The organism is Sphingomonas sp. UYAg733 (assembly GCF_054057355.1).
On record NZ_JBSRZE010000004.1, the window covers coordinates 47183 to 63441 of the forward strand.

General features: G+C 62.2%; 15 protein-coding genes. 10 read left to right on the forward strand and 5 right to left on the reverse strand.

Annotation, left to right across the window (positions count from 1 at the left end):
• Positions 1–21: 21 nt before the first annotated feature.
• From ACVWZA_RS09270 to ACVWZA_RS09285, 4 genes are all read right to left on the reverse strand, one after another.
• Positions 22–687: a hypothetical protein gene (locus ACVWZA_RS09270; RefSeq protein ID WP_457310914.1), complete on the reverse strand. Its 666-nt coding sequence runs from the start codon at positions 685–687 to the stop codon at positions 22–24.
• The gene (locus ACVWZA_RS09275) at positions 647–1582 is read right to left on the reverse strand and encodes an AAA family ATPase (RefSeq protein ID WP_457310915.1); all 936 of its coding nucleotides are present in this window, start codon (positions 1580–1582) and stop codon (positions 647–649) included. The genes ACVWZA_RS09270 and ACVWZA_RS09275 overlap by 41 nt, the downstream gene beginning before the upstream one ends.
• Complete coding sequence (locus tag ACVWZA_RS09280; RefSeq protein ID WP_457310916.1) at positions 1582–2196, reverse strand: hypothetical protein; 615 nt, start codon at positions 2194–2196, stop codon at positions 1582–1584. The genes ACVWZA_RS09275 and ACVWZA_RS09280 overlap by 1 nt, the downstream gene beginning before the upstream one ends.
• A gap of 76 nt (positions 2197–2272) precedes the next feature.
• Positions 2273–3088 carry a ribonuclease H-like domain-containing protein gene (locus tag ACVWZA_RS09285; RefSeq protein ID WP_457310917.1) on the reverse strand — a complete coding sequence of 272 codons (816 nt, stop codon included), beginning with the start codon at positions 3086–3088 and terminating at the stop codon, positions 2273–2275.
• Between the two features lie 221 nt (positions 3089–3309).
• Between ACVWZA_RS09285 and ACVWZA_RS09290 the strand changes: the two genes are divergently transcribed.
• Positions 3310–3600, forward strand: coding sequence for a hypothetical protein (locus tag ACVWZA_RS09290; RefSeq protein ID WP_457310918.1), 291 nt, complete (start codon positions 3310–3312; stop codon positions 3598–3600).
• A gap of 2 nt (positions 3601–3602) precedes the next feature.
• Here the strand turns inward: ACVWZA_RS09290 and ACVWZA_RS09295 are convergent, their stop codons facing one another.
• Complete coding sequence (locus tag ACVWZA_RS09295) at positions 3603–6116, reverse strand: hypothetical protein (protein WP_457310919.1); 2514 nt, start codon at positions 6114–6116, stop codon at positions 3603–3605.
• Positions 6117–6251: 135 nt separating this feature from the next.
• On the opposite strand from ACVWZA_RS09295, the gene ACVWZA_RS09300 reads away from it, so the two are divergent.
• The 9 genes from ACVWZA_RS09300 (at position 6252) to ACVWZA_RS09340 (ending at position 16246) form a co-directional block, all read left to right on the forward strand.
• A complete protein-coding gene (locus tag ACVWZA_RS09300; RefSeq protein ID WP_457310920.1) occupies positions 6252–6884 on the forward strand; it encodes a hypothetical protein in 633 nt (210 codons plus the stop codon).
• Positions 6881–7708, forward strand: coding sequence for a hypothetical protein (locus tag ACVWZA_RS09305; protein WP_457310921.1), 828 nt, complete (start codon positions 6881–6883; stop codon positions 7706–7708). The genes ACVWZA_RS09300 and ACVWZA_RS09305 overlap by 4 nt, the downstream gene beginning before the upstream one ends.
• Positions 7705–9696, forward strand: coding sequence for a hypothetical protein (locus ACVWZA_RS09310; protein ID WP_457310922.1), 1992 nt, complete (start codon positions 7705–7707; stop codon positions 9694–9696). Before ACVWZA_RS09305 ends, ACVWZA_RS09310 begins: the two co-directional genes overlap by 4 nt.
• Positions 9697–10192: 496 nt before the next feature.
• A complete protein-coding gene (locus ACVWZA_RS09315) occupies positions 10193–11803 on the forward strand; it encodes a hypothetical protein (RefSeq protein ID WP_457310923.1) in 1611 nt (536 codons plus the stop codon).
• A gap of 62 nt (positions 11804–11865) precedes the next feature.
• Complete coding sequence (locus tag ACVWZA_RS09320) at positions 11866–12606, forward strand: E2 domain-containing protein (protein ID WP_457311152.1); 741 nt, start codon at positions 11866–11868, stop codon at positions 12604–12606.
• Complete coding sequence (locus ACVWZA_RS09325; protein WP_457310924.1) at positions 12603–13115, forward strand: Pycsar system effector family protein; 513 nt, start codon at positions 12603–12605, stop codon at positions 13113–13115. Before ACVWZA_RS09320 ends, ACVWZA_RS09325 begins: the two co-directional genes overlap by 4 nt.
• 94 nt (positions 13116–13209) lie before the next feature.
• Positions 13210–14118, forward strand: a complete 909-nt coding sequence (locus ACVWZA_RS09330) for a TIR domain-containing protein (RefSeq protein WP_457310925.1) — start codon at positions 13210–13212, stop codon at positions 14116–14118.
• A 3-nt stretch (positions 14119–14121) separates the two neighbouring features.
• Positions 14122–14826, forward strand: a complete 705-nt coding sequence (locus ACVWZA_RS09335) for an adenylate/guanylate cyclase domain-containing protein (protein WP_457310926.1) — start codon at positions 14122–14124, stop codon at positions 14824–14826.
• A gap of 286 nt (positions 14827–15112) precedes the next feature.
• Positions 15113–16246 carry a hypothetical protein gene (locus tag ACVWZA_RS09340; RefSeq protein WP_457310927.1) on the forward strand — a complete coding sequence of 378 codons (1134 nt, stop codon included), beginning with the start codon at positions 15113–15115 and terminating at the stop codon, positions 16244–16246.
• Positions 16247–16259: the final 13 nt, after the last annotated feature.

Here is a 16259-nt window from a genome sequence, read left to right on the forward strand (position 1 = left end):
TCCAGGACAGGGGGATGGCACTCAGCCGAAGCGAACGATGGTTTCGGTCGGTGTTTCCGGCTCGATCGATGCACCCGGTTTTACGAAGCGGTTGGTCCCGAGCATCTCGCTGCCCAGGGTCGCGGCGGTGGCCTTGATCCGCTTCATCGCCAGCTTGCGACCGGCGCCGATGTCCTTCGGCTTTCCCCGCACACGCTGGAGCGTCCCGCGCCGATCGACCACGAAATACTCGTCCGAGCGGGCGCTCACGAGCGGCAACGGCGCGTCGTCGTTTGCCGCGTAGGGAACCAGCCGATCGACGATATCGACGCTGAACATCTCGCGATACGCGACGCACAATCCGGCGGGCTCGGTTGCCTTGCTGCTGGCCCAGCCGGAATAGACGACGTCCTTGCCCAGCATCTGCGCGATGCGGGCGATCTCCATGCCGCTCTCGATATCCATCTCCTTGCCGGACGAAAACGCCAGACAGTCGTTGACCGGCTTGAACGCCGGCCAGCCCATTTCCTTTCGGATCGCGAGCATCATGTTCTGGTGGTGAAGCAGCATTTCCATCTGTCGTTCCTCTTTGGTGACGGCCTGCAGGCCGGAGCTTTTTTCCCGTCTTCCACGGTGCCCAACCGTGACTTCACAACGTCGACTTCCTTCAATTGAGCGTCCGCGGCACGTGCCGAGCGGACACCGCAACCAGTGCCTCGATCGCGCGGCGCAGGCGGCGCACCGAGCGCGTGTTGCGGAACAGGCGCAGGAGCATCGTCTCGGCGGCGGCCTCGATCCGTGGCAGCGCCGATGGCGGCAGACCGGCATCGCGTGCGACATCGCGCCAAAGTGCCGCGAGGATCATCTCGGCATGTTCTGGCCCGGGACCGGCCACCTCAACGATATCGACCCGTGAAAGCAGCGGAGCCGGCAGGCCGTCGACTCGGTTTGCCGTCAGCACCCAGTTGACGTGGCTGAGGTCGATCTCTGCCGCGAGACAGCCGTCGAAATACCGCGCAGCGGTCGACCGCTCGAGCATGCCCAGCAGCGTGGCGACCGGATCGCCCGTGCTGCCGGTGCATGCTTTCTCGACTTCATCGATGATGACGACCGGGTTGGCGGTGTTGGTGCGCAGCATCACCATCGCCGGAAAGCATGGTTGCTGGTGGCGAAAGCCGCGCGGATTGCCGGCGAGCTCGGCGTTACTGTTGACGCCAGCGAACGACAGCACCGCATCGCCACACCCGGACAATGCACCCAGCCGCCGGGCCAGATGCGTCTTGCCGGCACCGGGCGGACCGACCAGCAGCATTGGCCGCAGCGACAACCACGGCCGTCCCGCCCACAGGCTCATTGCCGCCTGGTCGGCGACCCGGTCGATCGCCGGCGCCATCCACGGCGCTTCTTCGAGCAGCGCCGCTGCGATGCGCGACACGCCTCGGTGCCGGCCAGGTTTCAGCGCCGATGCTCCGGCCAGCGGTATCAGTGCGGTCAGCGGCTCATAGAGAGTGCCGATCGATGCGATCCACTCGTTGGTTTCGTTGCAGTCCGATGGGATCGAGCGGCACGGGCGGACATAGGGCTTGCCATCCACCACCCGCATCACAGCCGCACCTGCGCGTCCGGGGTGGCAAGCCACGCGTCGGTCGCTGCTATCAGCGTCTCGGTGTCTTCGCGGCTGGCGAGCCACAGCTGCCAGATCGCCTTCACCCGTGCGGCGAGGTGCTCGCGGATCGCGCCGTGGTTGCCGGTGCGGTGGGCTTCGGCGAGATCGGCCCGGGTCATCGGTATGACGGGGGTGCCGGCACCGTGCGCGATCGCGTCGAACGATGTGGCGTTGATGCCGCCATAAGTTTCGGCGACGTCGATCACCTCGCCGGTGAAAACGCGGTCAAGTTCGCGCAGCATCTTCGCGGCCGCCATGGTGTCGCGCGCCGTCTCGGCGGCGGCGATGAGCGAGGGCACGACGATGTCTTCCGCGCGCCATAGCAGCAACCGCGCCGGCGGGCCGTGGAGGCTATCGGCCAGCCACGACATCGTCTCGGCCGGGTCGTCGGTGACGGTGGTGCTGTGCGCCGCAAGATCGAACCCCGCGCCGCCGAAGCGATAGCGAAGGGTCAGGGTCGCCGCGCCGACGAGCAGCGTACGTGGCGGGCGTTCGCGGAGCGCGGTCTGGTGGATCCAGGATGTCGCGAGAACAACGGTATCAATGGTCATGCAAGTTCCTCGAAATGAAAGCGGCCCGGCCATCGCGAAGATGACCGGGCCGACTGGGCGTTAATGGACGGGAAGATCAGGAGACGAAGGCGCGCTCACCCTCCTCTCGATGAAGCCGACTGGTGACCCGGGCGAGTGCCGCACCGATTTCGGCCCTGAGCGCACGCGGGCGGCACCAGTGCATCAGCGAGCAATCCACGAAGGCGTGCAGATGATGCAGGTCCGGCGTCACTTCGATATGTCGCGCAAGCGCTGCCATCGGCCGCGTGACGAGACTCTCGTCGGCACCGCGTGCCGCAACCCATGCGAAGTACAGGCACAAGGTCGCGACCGCATCTTCCATGACGTAAAGGCGGATGCGCTCCGCCTCGCCGGCTTCCCACAGCGCCGCAACATCGCCACCGGCAACATCGGTTTTCACGGGAATTCCGACTTCATCGCAGATCGAGGCGAGCGATACCTTGCGTCCGTGGCTCGAATATAAGTCTGCAAGATCGACATGCTCGCCACCAAAACGGTTGGCGGCCGCATGGTCGGCGAGCGCCTGCAATCCCCACAGCCGTTGCCGCTGAGCGGCGAGCCGGAGAACGAGGGCATCGAACTGACGGCCGTTGTACGATGCGATACCCTGCGCCGCAGCCATCCGCCGATCCGCCTCGCGGATCATCATGGCTTCGTCGGTGCCGCCCGGGGTGATGACCAGCGCGTCGATGTCGAATGTCCATCGGTCACCGACCCGCGCGGCTACCGCAAAGCCGATCGCAACCGGTTGATGGGTCGGCCAAGGCGGAAACGATCCATCTTCGAGCTGGGGCGAGATCGTCTCGATGTCATAAGCCAGGATCGAGCCGGGGACGCGCACGTCACCGGCTCCGCGCGTTGAACTGCGCATATCTGCACCTCGTTGGTTGAAAGCGGGCTGCGGCCCGCGGGGCTGATCAAGGTGACCGGACGGCCGGCGCGCCATGCACCTTTTTTCCATCCTTCACCCTGATCGACAGGACTGATCCCCAGTCCCTTTTCCACGTCCGTCTCAAAACAGTATCAACTGTGCGCGACGCGATGTTCGAGGCGATAGGCGGATCTTAAAACTCGCCGCGTATGCCGGTTTGCATGACCGATGACGACCGCGCCCTGCTGGAGAACAACAAATCCTTGCTCGGCCCCACGCTGATCGGCGCGCCAGCACTACTGGAGGCCATGACGCGAGTTCCGGTTTGCGCGGTATGCCCGTCGGCCCGCTGGTACCGGTTAGCGGACAAAACCGGCGCCGAACGGCTCGAATGCTTCTGCGTCGAGTTTCACGGGGTCATGTACGGCATCAAGGCGGAGGCCGTAATGGCCTGCGACGCGCGGATCGATGCACTGGATCGACCGTCGGCGAGCAACGATACCCCCGGCTGAGCTCAATCGCCAAATCCGCGATCCGGAACAGGCCGCGAGCGGCGCGCCACGTCCGACAGATCCGGTTCCTGCGTCATCCCCGGGCGATCGATCTGCTGACCGGGCCGGGGCATGCCGCGGCCATCGGTCCGCTCGTTCGCACCCCAGGCCGCCATGGCACGATCCCGGGCCGCGCGCGCCTTGCGCCACGCACTGCCAGGAACATTCTCCACGGTCGGCGCTGCTGCTTCGGCGGCGACCTTGGCTCTCGCCCCGGCAAGGCGGCCGAGGGCTGCATCGAACGTGCTATCGTTGCGCCACGCGGTCACGAGATTCCGGACATCGGCCGGCGCGCGCTCGTCGAGCGACCAATGCCCGCCGTCCTGGTGCAAGTGATCCGGCGATCCCGAGACATAGGCATGGATCCGTGACAGCTCACCGTTCTGAACCTGAGCAAGTTGTTCGAGCTGTGCCTGCACGTCGCCCACCGCGACGTCATCACCCGACAAGCCGAACCGCGCAAGAAGCGCGGCATCGACGGCCCGTCGGCCCTCTTTCTCGGCGAGATAATGGCGCTCGTTCCCGATAGCGCGCAGCAGCAGATCAAGGGTTCGCCTTTGGTCGGCTGCCCTGACGTCGCGCTCCAGACGTTCGGCGTCATCGCGCTGGCGCTGACGACGTTCGTCGCCGAGCCGTGTCGCCTTGGCGGCGCGGTCGATTACGCGATCGATGGTATCGAAACTTGCGGATACGGGAAGCGGACCGATCGATGCCTGCATCCGTATCGATGTCGTGACGATCGATCGGCCCGGCACCTGCTCGACCGGCACATCATAGATCGATCGTGATGCCAAGCCGGATAGGATGATCGGCAATTTTGGAATGACCGACCGGGCGATGACTGCCGGCATGACGGCGAGATGGTCGGTTTGCACCATGCGGGGCGCGCCGAAAGGTCGCAATTCCACTAGCGATAGCGCGCCCACGCGTGGGCGCACCGCTGGCAGGGCTGCCGAACCAAGGCTCTGCGTGCTTGCCGGCGACAGCGATCGGATTCGCAAATTTGCGAATTTGGCGCGCGCAGGGCGCGGAAGCGGTCGCGACGGCCTCCCCGACGGGATCGTAATCGAAGATCTACGCGGCGGCTCACGCCCGACAAGTTCAATCGATCCGGTGACTTGTGCAGGCTCGACCCTGTCCCAAAGAACCATCGCCGGCACGACTGCAGACGCGAACGACAGACGTGGCACGTTCCCGAATGCCGGCCCGTCCAGCGCCATCGTCGCGGCGACCACCCGCTCCGGGACCCGCATGGGCAGCATCGGCGACTGGGCAAACCGCGCAACAACAGCGCGGGCGACATTCTGCGCCTTCGTTAGCGCCTCGCCGGCATGGCGTAGCGCATCGTCGATCACCGCCGCCTTCGAGCGCATGACCCGCTCATGGTTTTCTTCGTTCTCGGCGACATGTTCGCCGCTGCGCGCCTGGTTGGTCTTGGCGGCACCGAGATGAACCTGCGGCTCGTGTGGCAGGCCGCGATCGGCATTGCTCTTCGCGGTCCAGACCTGGTTCTGCCCGGCCTCGAACGACATTTCGGTCATGACGCTCGCGAACATCTCGCGGAACACCTTCATGGCCGCGGGATTGTCGAGATCGGTGCGCAGCATCTCGGCGACCTGCCATTCATGGTCACCGGTGCGGACCATGGGCCGGAACGACCACAAGATATGCAAATGCCAGTTGCGCTGGTCGCCGTCCGGCGGCGGGGCATGCAATGTCACCAAATACGGCAGATCGAACCGGCCGAGCGTCTCCTCGGCCCAGCGCAGGCCGCAGGTCATCATCTCGTCCGGCGACTGGCGGTGATCGACCGCGAGAATGCCGTGCATCAGCAACTTGGCGTTCTTCGCCGCCGCCCAGTTTACCTGCTCGAGGTGGTCGAACCCGCACAGCGCTTCATCGATCGTGACGCCCACGTTGGTGGCGACATAGGGATTGCCGTCCGGATCGATAGCGGCGCCGTTGAAGCAATATTTCACGACGCGCTGTGAAACGCCGGCTTCCGCGGTGCGACGCGAGTAATATCGCATTCGCAGAAATACGCCGCGCTGACCCTGGCGGTCGATGACGGGGCCGTCGTATTTGGGCAGCGCGACCGAAGCGTAAGGCCAATGGCGCTGCCGCTCCTTCGGCGGCGTGTGCCTGACCTTCTTCTCTGGCCGCACCCTGGTTTTGAGTGATCGCCACATCAGGCGAATGCGCTGATCGCTTTCGCGAAGCTCGGCAGCGATGCTGCGCTCGGCCGCCCGCCAGGCGCGGATCTCGACTTGGCGCGCCTTCTTTTCTCGGCTCTCGTTCCTGAGTTGGAGCGACTGGGACGCAGTATCGAGCTTCTTCTTTGCAAAGGTGTTGGCGCTGTGGGTGGTCAGCTTCGACTGACGGCAGAAATCGTCGCCGACGAGCGCATCGACATAAAGATGACCTTTGCGTTGGGGGGCGTTCCGAGGAGCCCGGGAGGGTGATGAAAGGTTCGCCATCGGTGAAACATTTCTTGCGCCAATCTTAGCCCCCCAACCTTAGCTCCCCTGATTCGATGATCCTTTCCGGAGTTAGCTTCGGAAAGGATCATTGCCCGAATCACCCGATTATGCCGCTTCCACAGGAGAACAGGCATGGATTCGCAAATTTACGAAAACGCCGATGGCCAGCCGGACATCGACCACATTCTCGCTGATGCCGACGCCAGGATCACCCGGCTCGGCGAGGACCGCGCGGCGATCGACGAGCGCCGCCGTGCGCTGATCGCACCGCGCTACAAGACCGTGGTCGCCGAGCCGCGCGAGGTGCACAACAAGATCGCACTCGGTGGCGTGCTGGTGAACATCGGTTTGTCGGCGATCGACGCTGATGCACTCGCCGGGCTGCTCGCGTTCTGGGCCGATCAGGTCTGCGCCGACATGGACGAGCTGATCGACACCGACCCGTCGGTGTCGTTCGGTGCGGCGATCGTCATGATGATCGATCGCCATGACCGCGACCTGTCGGCGCGCGGGTTGTACGAGACCTGGACCCGCCGGCTCGCCGCCTATGATGAGGATCGCGCCGAGTGGCTCGCCCGCGATGCCGAGTTCCGGCTCGAAGGCGCGTGGCGCGAAGAAGGGATGACGCGCGACCAGCGCTGGATGATCCGCGTCACCTGTCGCCTGCGTGGGATCGACGTGCCTGGCCATCTGTCGCGCGGGGATGCTGCCAACTGGCTGGAGGCGCACGGCGCCAACATGAACTATCGCGAGTTCGTGGCATGAGTGCGTTCGTTTGGACTGACCGCGAGGGCGAGCGGCACGAGCTTGATAGCCCGGCGAAGATCGAGGCCGAGGTGGCCGCCATCGAACAGGAGAAGGATCGCTACGTCGCGATGCTGGACCATCCGGATCGCATGATCCGCGACCCGGCACGCACCGCGATCGGCAAGTTCCAACCGCGGCTCGAGCAGTTGCGCCACGATCTCGGCCGCTGGAACGAGCATGCCGTCGCCGTTACCCGCGCGGAAGCAGCGAAGCTCGCCGAGCAGATCGATCGGCTGCCGGCGATGATCGCCGACTTTCAGCTGGTCGTGGCGCTGCATGGGGAGCATGACCGGCTCACCGTTGTGACCGCCGGATCACCAGCGACCCGCACGCAATTGCTCGCCGAACCGATGACCGATCTGCAGCGTCGTGTGATCGCAGCGTGCGCATCGCGCACCGCTCCCTCGCACACGGCATCGCGCGGCGAAGCGAAGGCGTGGCTGGATCAACAGCCCCGCTTCGCGCGCGGCGGTCAGGGCGATGGTGGCTGGTTCGCCTGGGCCGATCGCGCGGGCCACGCACACCGGCTCGCCGACCCGTTGGCGATCGAGCGCGAGGTCGTGGGCGTTGCCAAAGAACTGGCCGAATTGCGTCCGGCGCTGACCGGCAACAGCGCGCCCGACGCTGTATACGCAGCGATTAATTCTGGGATCGCTTCTTGGGAGCGACTCAGAATCCTACAAGGGGATCTGGAGCGGTTCGAGCGCGAGGACATAGCCCGCGAGGATGCCGCATGGACCAACTATGCCGCCGACTGGCGGTCGAAGAGGAAGACATCGTGACCGTATTTCAAGGGCCGTTATATGGCGAGCAGCTCAATTCCACCAGAGCGACCGAGATGGTTTATCCGTTCGGCGGCGCGTGGGGCTCGGCCCACCGGCTCGCTCGCCACCCCGGTGGATGGTTCGCAGAAGGTGCAGACCCGGACACGGGCATGGTGCCGGCCGCCGAAATGCAGCGCGCCGCGAACGCGGCGATCCGCTTCCCCGGTATCCGAGATATCCTCGTGGTAGGGCATCCGGTCGTTACCGACCTGACGACGAAGCTGGCAGGGGACCGCGACCTGATACCAGCGCCTGAAACCGCGATCGTCATTGAGCTGTCCAAGCTCGAAGGGTTCGCGTTCGATGGCATCGTCGTGACCATCGACGGCGTGCCGGTGCCAGCGGGCAAGCGGCAGACCGACTATTACGGCGTGCTGCGCTGGCGCCCGCTCTACAGCCCGTTCGCGTTACCACACCTGATCTATAGCCGCGATCTAAGCGACGTGCGTGCCGCAGACCGTGAGGTACTCGGGATCCCGAAGGGCGAAGACCCCGAGCTAATCCATCTCGTCGATCACGACGCCCGCCACGTCACCGACGAGACGCAGTTGTCGCTGCTGATGTTCAGCACGGCGATTCATCGCGACAATCTGGTCGCGCTTCAGACAACCAATGCGGCGCTGTCCGTCGCGTTATGGCGGCGCGATTTTACTGCTGCGTGGAAGCTCGGTCGCAAGATGAAAAGCGCCGACCTACCGGCGTCGAATCCGAAGAGCCACATTCCCAGCCGCCTCCGCCGTCTGATGTATGGCACCGCGCTGATGAGCGAGTTCGAGCGGGTGTTCCAGATCATCGATTGCCTCAAGGCAGACAGGGGTGTGACGCGCGACAGCGTGAAGGCGGCGCTGCTCGGCTGCTCATCGCTGACCGGGGTAGCGCTGGTCGAGACCGAAAAGTTCATCGCCAGCGCGGCGGCGCACATCCGCGCGTTGCATCCGACGATGGATCAGGACACCGCCGACCAGCCCAAACGCATCGCCGCCGCGTTCGACGGCAGCGCGGTGTTCCGCCCGCGCTATCGCGGCGTGCGTGCGGTCGCGGGCGGGATGCCGGTGCGTTACTTCCTCGGCGTGGAGCCCGGGATGCTCGCGGCGGTCGCGCTGATCCAGATGATCGAGAACATGCAGCTTGAACGACTGGAAGGCGATTATCGCCAGCCGGGGCGTCGCGGTCTCGGCACCGACGACCGGCAGGACACCGCGACCATCCATCTGGCGGTCCTTATCACCAGCAACATCTGCCTGCCGACGGCACGCAGCATATTGCAGCGCGAAAGCAAGCTCGGTGGATCGGACGATGCCTGGGCCAGGGTCGTCGTCCCGACGCTCATCGACAATCCGCGCCTGCGTGATGAGGTCGAGCGGCTGTACGCGCGCAAACATGGCCTGACCGGCGCGCTGGCGGAGCTGGACGAGTCCGATTGCGACCGCAAGCGCCGCTCCAGCCCCTACGAGCAGGCTGGCAAGCGCTCGGACCAGTGCTCGACCGTGGTCGGCCAGCCGGGCTGGACACAGGGATTCCGGTTCGAGGCATGGTTGCGTCCCGACGCCGAACTCGCGTTCCTGCGCAAGTGCTGCCGTTACATCCAGTATGATCCGGCGCAGGCGGCGAATCGCGATGCATATCTGGATGAGCGTTTTCCCGTCAGCGCCGATGCTGAGGCCGATGCGATGGCGAGCTATACCAGCTTGCCGTGCCAGCATCCGCTTGAGCGGATACAGGATCTGTTCCGCCGCTTCTTCGACCGCCTGCAGGTTGCGGAGCTGGCGGCGGAGCGCGCATCGATTCAGTCCCGTGCCTACCGCGAGGCCATTCTCCGCGAGGTCGCGCCGCTGCTCGCTGCCGTCAGCCCGATCACCGTCGATCCCTACCTAAACGAACGTATGCTCGCGCCGCCGAGCGAAGAGCAGCGGTGCCTGGCCAGGGTTGTGTTCTGGAATTTGTGAGTGCTGATCAATGGCAGCTTCCCACCCTATTGCGGTCGTTCACGACCAATTGCCGAACCCAATACCAGACGTCTGCGAGGCGATCCCTTGTTGACCGGAGCTGGGCCGATTGCGGACTGTCGCCTTAGCAGTGACACTGTGCCAAAGCGGACAGCAAATCCGTCAGCGTATCAGTGTAAGAGAGATGCTCTAGCTACCTCGCGGATGCAGGCGACGTGCATCCAGATGACTTGCCCGCATAAGTCTTAAGGTTTGACGCATCCTGCTTGCCGACCCAGCGACCATCGCATCGTTTCCAATACGTCCGAACGTGATCCAGACGCACTAAATTCCATTTTAGATCCAAAATGGGCGATTTTAGTGGCGGCTATCCACAGGAATCGCCGCTTAGTTCTTCCAGTGTTCCGCATTTGTGACTAACATGTTCCTTCGCACGCATTGAATATGTCGCCTCCCGTAACAATCTTGGGCGGTGCCGCGAAACGAAGGATTGCTGATGGCTTGGGTAAGAGACCGGGCGCGAGCTCGCATCGAAAAATTTATCGGTACCGTGCCCCAGGGCGAAATCCTCGTCGAGGACTTCGCGCAGTATCTCTCGGAAAGCCGTCTCATCAAGGCAAGCGCAGGAACGCAGGACGCGGCCCCCGAAAATCTGCTGGTTCGAATTCCGCGCAACCGCGCAATCATGACCAATGGCGTGCATGTTTACGCCAACCTGATGGATTTCAACGATGTGTTGGTCGACGCAGGCCGGGAGACGGAAGCGAGCCATCGGCGAGCCTTCGAATTCCTGCACGCGCAATACAGCGCGTGCGATGAACTGATTTCAGAGTTCGAACTTCAGCGTGTCGATTTTCACGGGCCTCGGTTGCATGCGGTTGTTCTAACCCCGGAAGGGCAGGACAACGAACCCGAGCGCGTTCGGCGTGCGATAGCGTTCGCTGCGGCATTTCGCAAGATGGTGGAACGCTTAGGTGTCGCGTACCCGGAGTTTCGTACGCGGGTTCGCGTAGGAATCGACAGCGGCCCTGCCGTCGCCATCGACGGCGGTAAAAAGGACGAGCCTGAGCCTCTCTTCATCGGCAGCCCGGCTAACCATGCTGCGAAACTCGCAATAGGCGGCGACGAAGGTATCTTCCTTAGCCCACGGGCAAAGATGGCCAGCCATAAGTCGCCCGAGGCCTTCGAGCTTGTCGGTGGTTTGTTTATGGATGGCGCATCGACGCTTCGGAAATCATTCGAAACTGCTGCGCTGAACGAGGAGTTCGTTGCAGCCGGCTATGAATCTGGCGCGACCCAGCGGCTTGACGCGGCCTTCGACGAAGCGCGTAGGTCGATCGATGAGCAACGGAGTGCCGCGTCAAACGCCGCATTCACGTTCCATCACAAGGAGCCGCCGCTTAAGGACATCGTGTTTGGTGAACATCCACCAAGCCGCGCAATTCGCATGCCCTTGGCGTCCATATTCGCCGATCTCGACGGCTTCACAGCTTACATCGACAACGCGATCGCGATCGGCGCTGTCGCGGAGGCCGTGGCGAACCTGCACGTGCTTAGGGCAGAGATGGCAGCAGTGCTGCGAGACGATTTCGACGGCCGCAAGGTCCGATTCATCGGCGACTGCGTTCATGGGCTGATTGCGGAGGGTGATCGGTTCAATACCAATACGATGGATACGATCCGGTCTGCCGTACTGGCAGCTGGGGGTATTCGGTCATCCTTTGAGCTCTGTGTGAAGATGTTGCCGGGCATCGAGGGGCTCGGGATCGCGATTGGAATCGATTTCGGTCAGACTCCCGTGTGCCGGCTTGGCCTTCGCGGCGCGGCGAGCGTTCGGTCTGCGGCAAGCCGAGCTACGTGCGTTTCCGAGTCTGAGCAGCAGCGTTGTGACGGGACGGAGACGGCCCTTGGACCAGACGCTTATAAGGAGGCGCCCGCTGCTATTCGCGAGGTGTTCGCAGCAGGCCGGATTGTGCCAAATCTGACGTTCGACACGGCCGAATTGTTGGTGGGCACAATGTCTTCCCCATATGTTGCCAAAAGCGATCCCGAGCCCTTGCGCGCGCATCAGCCCGAACAGCCGTTCAGGGCCCATTCGCGCTGGTGATCAACCCTCGAGCAAGCATTGATATCCTTCTTGGGCAACAGCCTGCGTGGTTCACTAGTGCTGTGCGAGTTGGCAAGACGGTCGAGGGCCGTGCGTTTGTCGAACACACGCCTTGGGCGACGTCAGGCGTGCCGCTTCGAATATCTAATTTTCCCATACCAAAGGTTGGCGAGCATCCGCTTGGCACATGCTTTCCGGCCCGATGTCCTGAACGACACATCCAGTACGATGAGACGTTCTGCCTTGGTTTGCGGTACCTTACGGTAGACGATGCCGAGAAAGCAATTCAGTGGTGGGAGCAACTTCGTCAGTTCTTACGGCTACAGGGTGTAGCCGAGCTAACTGGAATTTGGCCCCCAGAACATGCGCTCGATCATGGTGACGCTGGAGAGTTTCACGAGCAGGCGCTCGCCATTGCGGGCGAACTCAGCATCGACGAAGAATATAAGGCGGCACGGCTAAACGAACCGTCTTGGATCACAGATCCAGACTTACGTTTGCTGGGCAGAAAAGGTGAGCCGATCAATGGGCGAGCTCCCTGCCCACGGGGTTGTCGCGATCGCTGCATGGTGAAAGGAAACCGGAGCCGCCCGATGCTCCGTCGGAGCTGCGACCACCGTGCCAAGCTGCTCGATCTTGTGAGGTTGGAGCGCAAGCGGCGAACGGCCCTCGCCGAATATTGGAGTCATGTGCGTGCTGAAGGCCTTCAGTGTTGCGGCAGAATGCGATCATGCGAACTGCGCGAGCCGACGTACAAGAGTGAAGGCAAGTTCACGTTCGCTAAGCGGGGGGCTGGACAATGACAAAAGAAGAACGGTTGGCGTTTGCGTTAGCGCAGCTTGATCGAACGCAGTCGTTTCACGGCCGCATCGAAACGCGCGCCGCGGAACTGCTCACGCTCAATCTGGCGATGGCGGGCGTCGTTGCGCTCAATCTCAGCGCCGAAATCTTCAAGACGCATTGGATCTGCGTTGCTGGAGTTGCCCTGATCCTCATTGGGGCAGCGCTCGTTTGCCTAATCGCAGTGTCATTTTCTCATCTGGGCAATAAAGTGCGCCCCTCACTCATATATTTCGCGGACATCTCTCGTCAGCAGGCCGACGAATACATCGCTAAGGTCAAAGCAGTCTCCAACGATGATCTACTTGATGACGCCTTGTGCCAGATTTGGCGCAATTCTGAGATCTTGGCGATGAAGTTTTCAAGGCTGAATCGGTCGTACATTCTGACGTGCGTATCGATCGCGCCCTGGCTCCTATTCCTGATCGGCAGCGCCGTTGAGACGGGAGCGTTTCCCCTGTTTTCGAAATAGACGGTTTTGAGGGGGCCGAAGATCGCGCCCAATGTGGCCTCGCCAAGGCAATACGACACAATTTCAAACTATGAAGGGCAGAAAGTTGTATAAAATGTACGAGCGGTTCAAATCAAACGACCGGCTTCGCATCGAGACTATCGCAGCCATGCCACTCGTCGGAGAAAACGAAAAGCTCGCGAGGGAGATCGACGAAGCGGCCGAACTCATCGACATCCCTGCAGGGAACGTTTTTATCGAACAAGGCGGCGAGGATAACGATGTATATCTAATTCTCGCGGGAATTTGTGATGTCGTGATAAACGGCAGAGTGGTGGCCAAGCGTGGGCCCGGAACGCACGTTGGGGAAATGGCTGTCGTCCAGCCAACCCAAAAACGGTCGGCAACATGCCTCGCGGCCGACGACATGGTCGTACTCAAGCTGTCTGAGCCCGCGTTCGCGGCGCTTGGAGCTGCCTTTCCTGAGATCTATCGAGCGATCAGCAAGGAGCTGGCTAGGCGCTTGTTGGAGCGCAACGCTACGATAGGGGCTTACCATGATAAGATAAGAGTCTTCATCATTTCCTCGGCGGAAGCGCTACCAGTTGCCCGGTTAGTTCAGGACGCATTTGAGCACGACCCGTTTCTCACCGTCATTTGGACCGACGGCGTTTTCAAGGTAGCGAATTACCCCCTGTCAGACCTCGAGGCGCAGATCGATCAGTCCGATTTCGCCGTGGCGATTGCTCACGCCGACGACCTAACCGAGAGTCGGGGCAAAGATTGGCCTAGCCCGCGTGACAATGTGGTCTTCGAACTGGGGCTTTTTATGGGTCGGTTGAGCAGAGCCCGCGCGATCTTGATGGAACCACGGGAAGAGAAAGTGAAATTGCCGAGCGATCTGACCGGGATTACCACGATTACCTACAGGTACGAGCCTGGCGCTGACGCCGCGGCACTGCTTGCCCCTGCCTGCAATCGACTGCGGGAGCACATATTAGCGCTTGGCCCGAACAACGGTTAGCATATGGCTCTCAAGGAAGATCTAGAGGAACACGTCGCAACGACTTTTCGCGACCAATGGACCACACGGATTGGTCAAGTCGTGCCTGCGCCGGAGGATCTCCTTCTCGGAAGCAACGATGCCGTCGTACTGGAACGCGCGACGATCCTTTATGCCGACCTGCGTAGTTCGACCAAGCTGATCGACAATAAGACGTGGTGGTTTGCTGCAGAGGTCTACAAGACCTTCTTGCATTGTGCGGGAAAGATCATTCGCGCCCAAGGCGGTTCCATCATCTCATACGATGGTGACAGAATAATGGCGATTTTTTTGGGGAAGCAGCAAACGTCGACGGCCGCTCGCTGCGCGCTGAAGATCAATTATGCGGTATTGCAAATCATCAACCCGAAATTGAAGGCGCGATATCCAGGTGCGAATTACAACGCCCGTCATGTCGTTGGAATTGACACCAGCGAAATCCGGGCGGTGCGGACCGGCGTCCGCGGCGGCAATGACATTGTATGGGTGGGACGGGCGGCGAACTATGCGGCAAAGCTTACGGAACTGAACGATGCGCCGACAACGTGGCTGACCGAAGCCGCTTACGGTTTTTTGCTTAAGTGGGCGAAGATGGGCGGCAATCCGGAACAGAATATGTGGACGCAATACACATGGACCGAACATCAAAATCAAACGATCTACGGATCGACATGGCGATGGGACGTTTGAGTTGAGCTGATAAGCAAATACGGTCGATTGACCTGCAATCACACCTCGAACCTCGTGGCGCGCCTACCCACCTGTATGTCGCTTATTAAATGACAGCTTTCAGCTTTTTGGCCGGTATGGCTGTACGGCCGAATTTGGGCGCGAAGCTGCCAACGCGCAGAACCTGAACGAAGGCCCGTCGGCCGGAGGCCGGTAGCTTCGGAAAGGTTCACGCTGCGAATCGACTGATTGAATGTCCCGCGAGTGCGCGGCGCATGGTGCGTCGGCGGCTCGCGGGAGAAATACCATGGCCGCGAGCAACAAGAACGAACTGCCCTTAGGGGATCCGAGCGAGGACGATAACACCGGTGGCGTCGAGCCGACCATTTCGGTCAACGCCGATAGCGAGCCCCCGCCCGAGGAAGCAACATCCGTAGAGCCGGTCGCCGAATATCCGATCACGGGCGAAGAAGAACCAATCACGCTGGACGACGGCCCGGCCCGCGACGATGATCCCGACGCGGGCGAAAACTTCCAGCCCGTCCCGATGCGCGCCGACGAGTTCTTTGTCCGGCTCAGCAAGCTCGGCGAATGGCAACACCATCCCAGGCGCGGTTCACGCGTCTTCGGCGCGCACGCCAAGTCGCTGCTGCTCAGCGCTGCAAATCCCGCGTCGCTGCGCCCGATCGTCGTGCTGCCCGCGATCGATGGCATTCATCCGATCGTTGATGGCCGCTTCTTGTGGGCCGCGATCAACGAGATGCATGACGGCAACGAGGATGTCGAAGTCCGCTGCATCCTGTTCGATGGCGACGAGAACGAGGCCGTCGTGTCGGTGTGCGACGCCGTGCTCGGCACGATCGGCGCCAGTGCGATCGAGCAGGCGCAGGCGCTGCTCAGCCTTACGCAGACCAACGGCATCGGCCGCACAGCGATCGCCAACCGCTATGCGGGGCTAACTGTGTCGAAGGTCAGCAATATGCTGATCGCCGCCGAGACCAAGACGACATATCCGTCACTGTTCGACATCCTACACGAGCCCGACCGCGCGCCGATCTCCTACGGCGTCGAGCTCAACAAAGTCCGCAAGGCGATGGGTCCGGAGTTCCAGGCGGTGCTCGACCGCGCCGCCGATCTTGCCGCGAACGGCGAGCGGTGCAAGCCGACCGACGCTTTCGAGGCTCTCCAGATCGAGCAGGTCGTCGATTCCGACGCGCTGGAACGCATCGCGACCAGGTCGAAACCGATCGTGCCGCTCGAGAGCGAACCGATCCTCGGTTACGACGACCAGCCAGTCGCCGCCTACGAACGTCTGGCCGACAACATCGATCGTATCCGCCTGCCGGATGTATCGGGGATGTCGCCCGACGAGCGCGAAGCCGCTGCGGAAGCATGTATCGTCCAGATTCGCCGCCACTTCGGCTTGGCCGAGCAGGGCTGAGGGAGGCGCGGCG

Bases quoted from the DNA above. Each gene is read 5' to 3' on its own strand.
- ACVWZA_RS09290 (WP_457310918.1), top strand. From the start codon at position 3,310: ATGACCGATGACGACCGCGCCCTGCTGGAGAACAACAAATCCTTGCTC.
- ACVWZA_RS09325 (WP_457310924.1), top strand. From the start codon at position 12,603: ATGACAAAAGAAGAACGGTTGGCGTTTGCGTTAGCGCAGCTTGATCGA.
- ACVWZA_RS09295 (WP_457310919.1), bottom strand. From the start codon at position 6,116: ATGGCGAACCTTTCATCACCCTCCCGGGCTCCTCGGAACGCCCCCCAA.
- ACVWZA_RS09315 (WP_457310923.1), top strand. From the start codon at position 10,193: ATGGCTTGGGTAAGAGACCGGGCGCGAGCTCGCATCGAAAAATTTATC.
- ACVWZA_RS09300 (WP_457310920.1), top strand. From the start codon at position 6,252: ATGGATTCGCAAATTTACGAAAACGCCGATGGCCAGCCGGACATCGAC.
- ACVWZA_RS09330 (WP_457310925.1), top strand. From the start codon at position 13,210: ATGTACGAGCGGTTCAAATCAAACGACCGGCTTCGCATCGAGACTATC.
- ACVWZA_RS09340 (WP_457310927.1), top strand. From the start codon at position 15,113: ATGGCCGCGAGCAACAAGAACGAACTGCCCTTAGGGGATCCGAGCGAG.
- ACVWZA_RS09280 (WP_457310916.1), bottom strand. From the start codon at position 2,196: ATGACCATTGATACCGTTGTTCTCGCGACATCCTGGATCCACCAGACC.
- ACVWZA_RS09285 (WP_457310917.1), bottom strand. From the start codon at position 3,088: ATGCGCAGTTCAACGCGCGGAGCCGGTGACGTGCGCGTCCCCGGCTCG.
- ACVWZA_RS09335 (WP_457310926.1), top strand. From the start codon at position 14,122: ATGGCTCTCAAGGAAGATCTAGAGGAACACGTCGCAACGACTTTTCGC.
- ACVWZA_RS09275 (WP_457310915.1), bottom strand. From the start codon at position 1,582: ATGCGGGTGGTGGATGGCAAGCCCTATGTCCGCCCGTGCCGCTCGATC.
- ACVWZA_RS09305 (WP_457310921.1), top strand. From the start codon at position 6,881: ATGAGTGCGTTCGTTTGGACTGACCGCGAGGGCGAGCGGCACGAGCTT.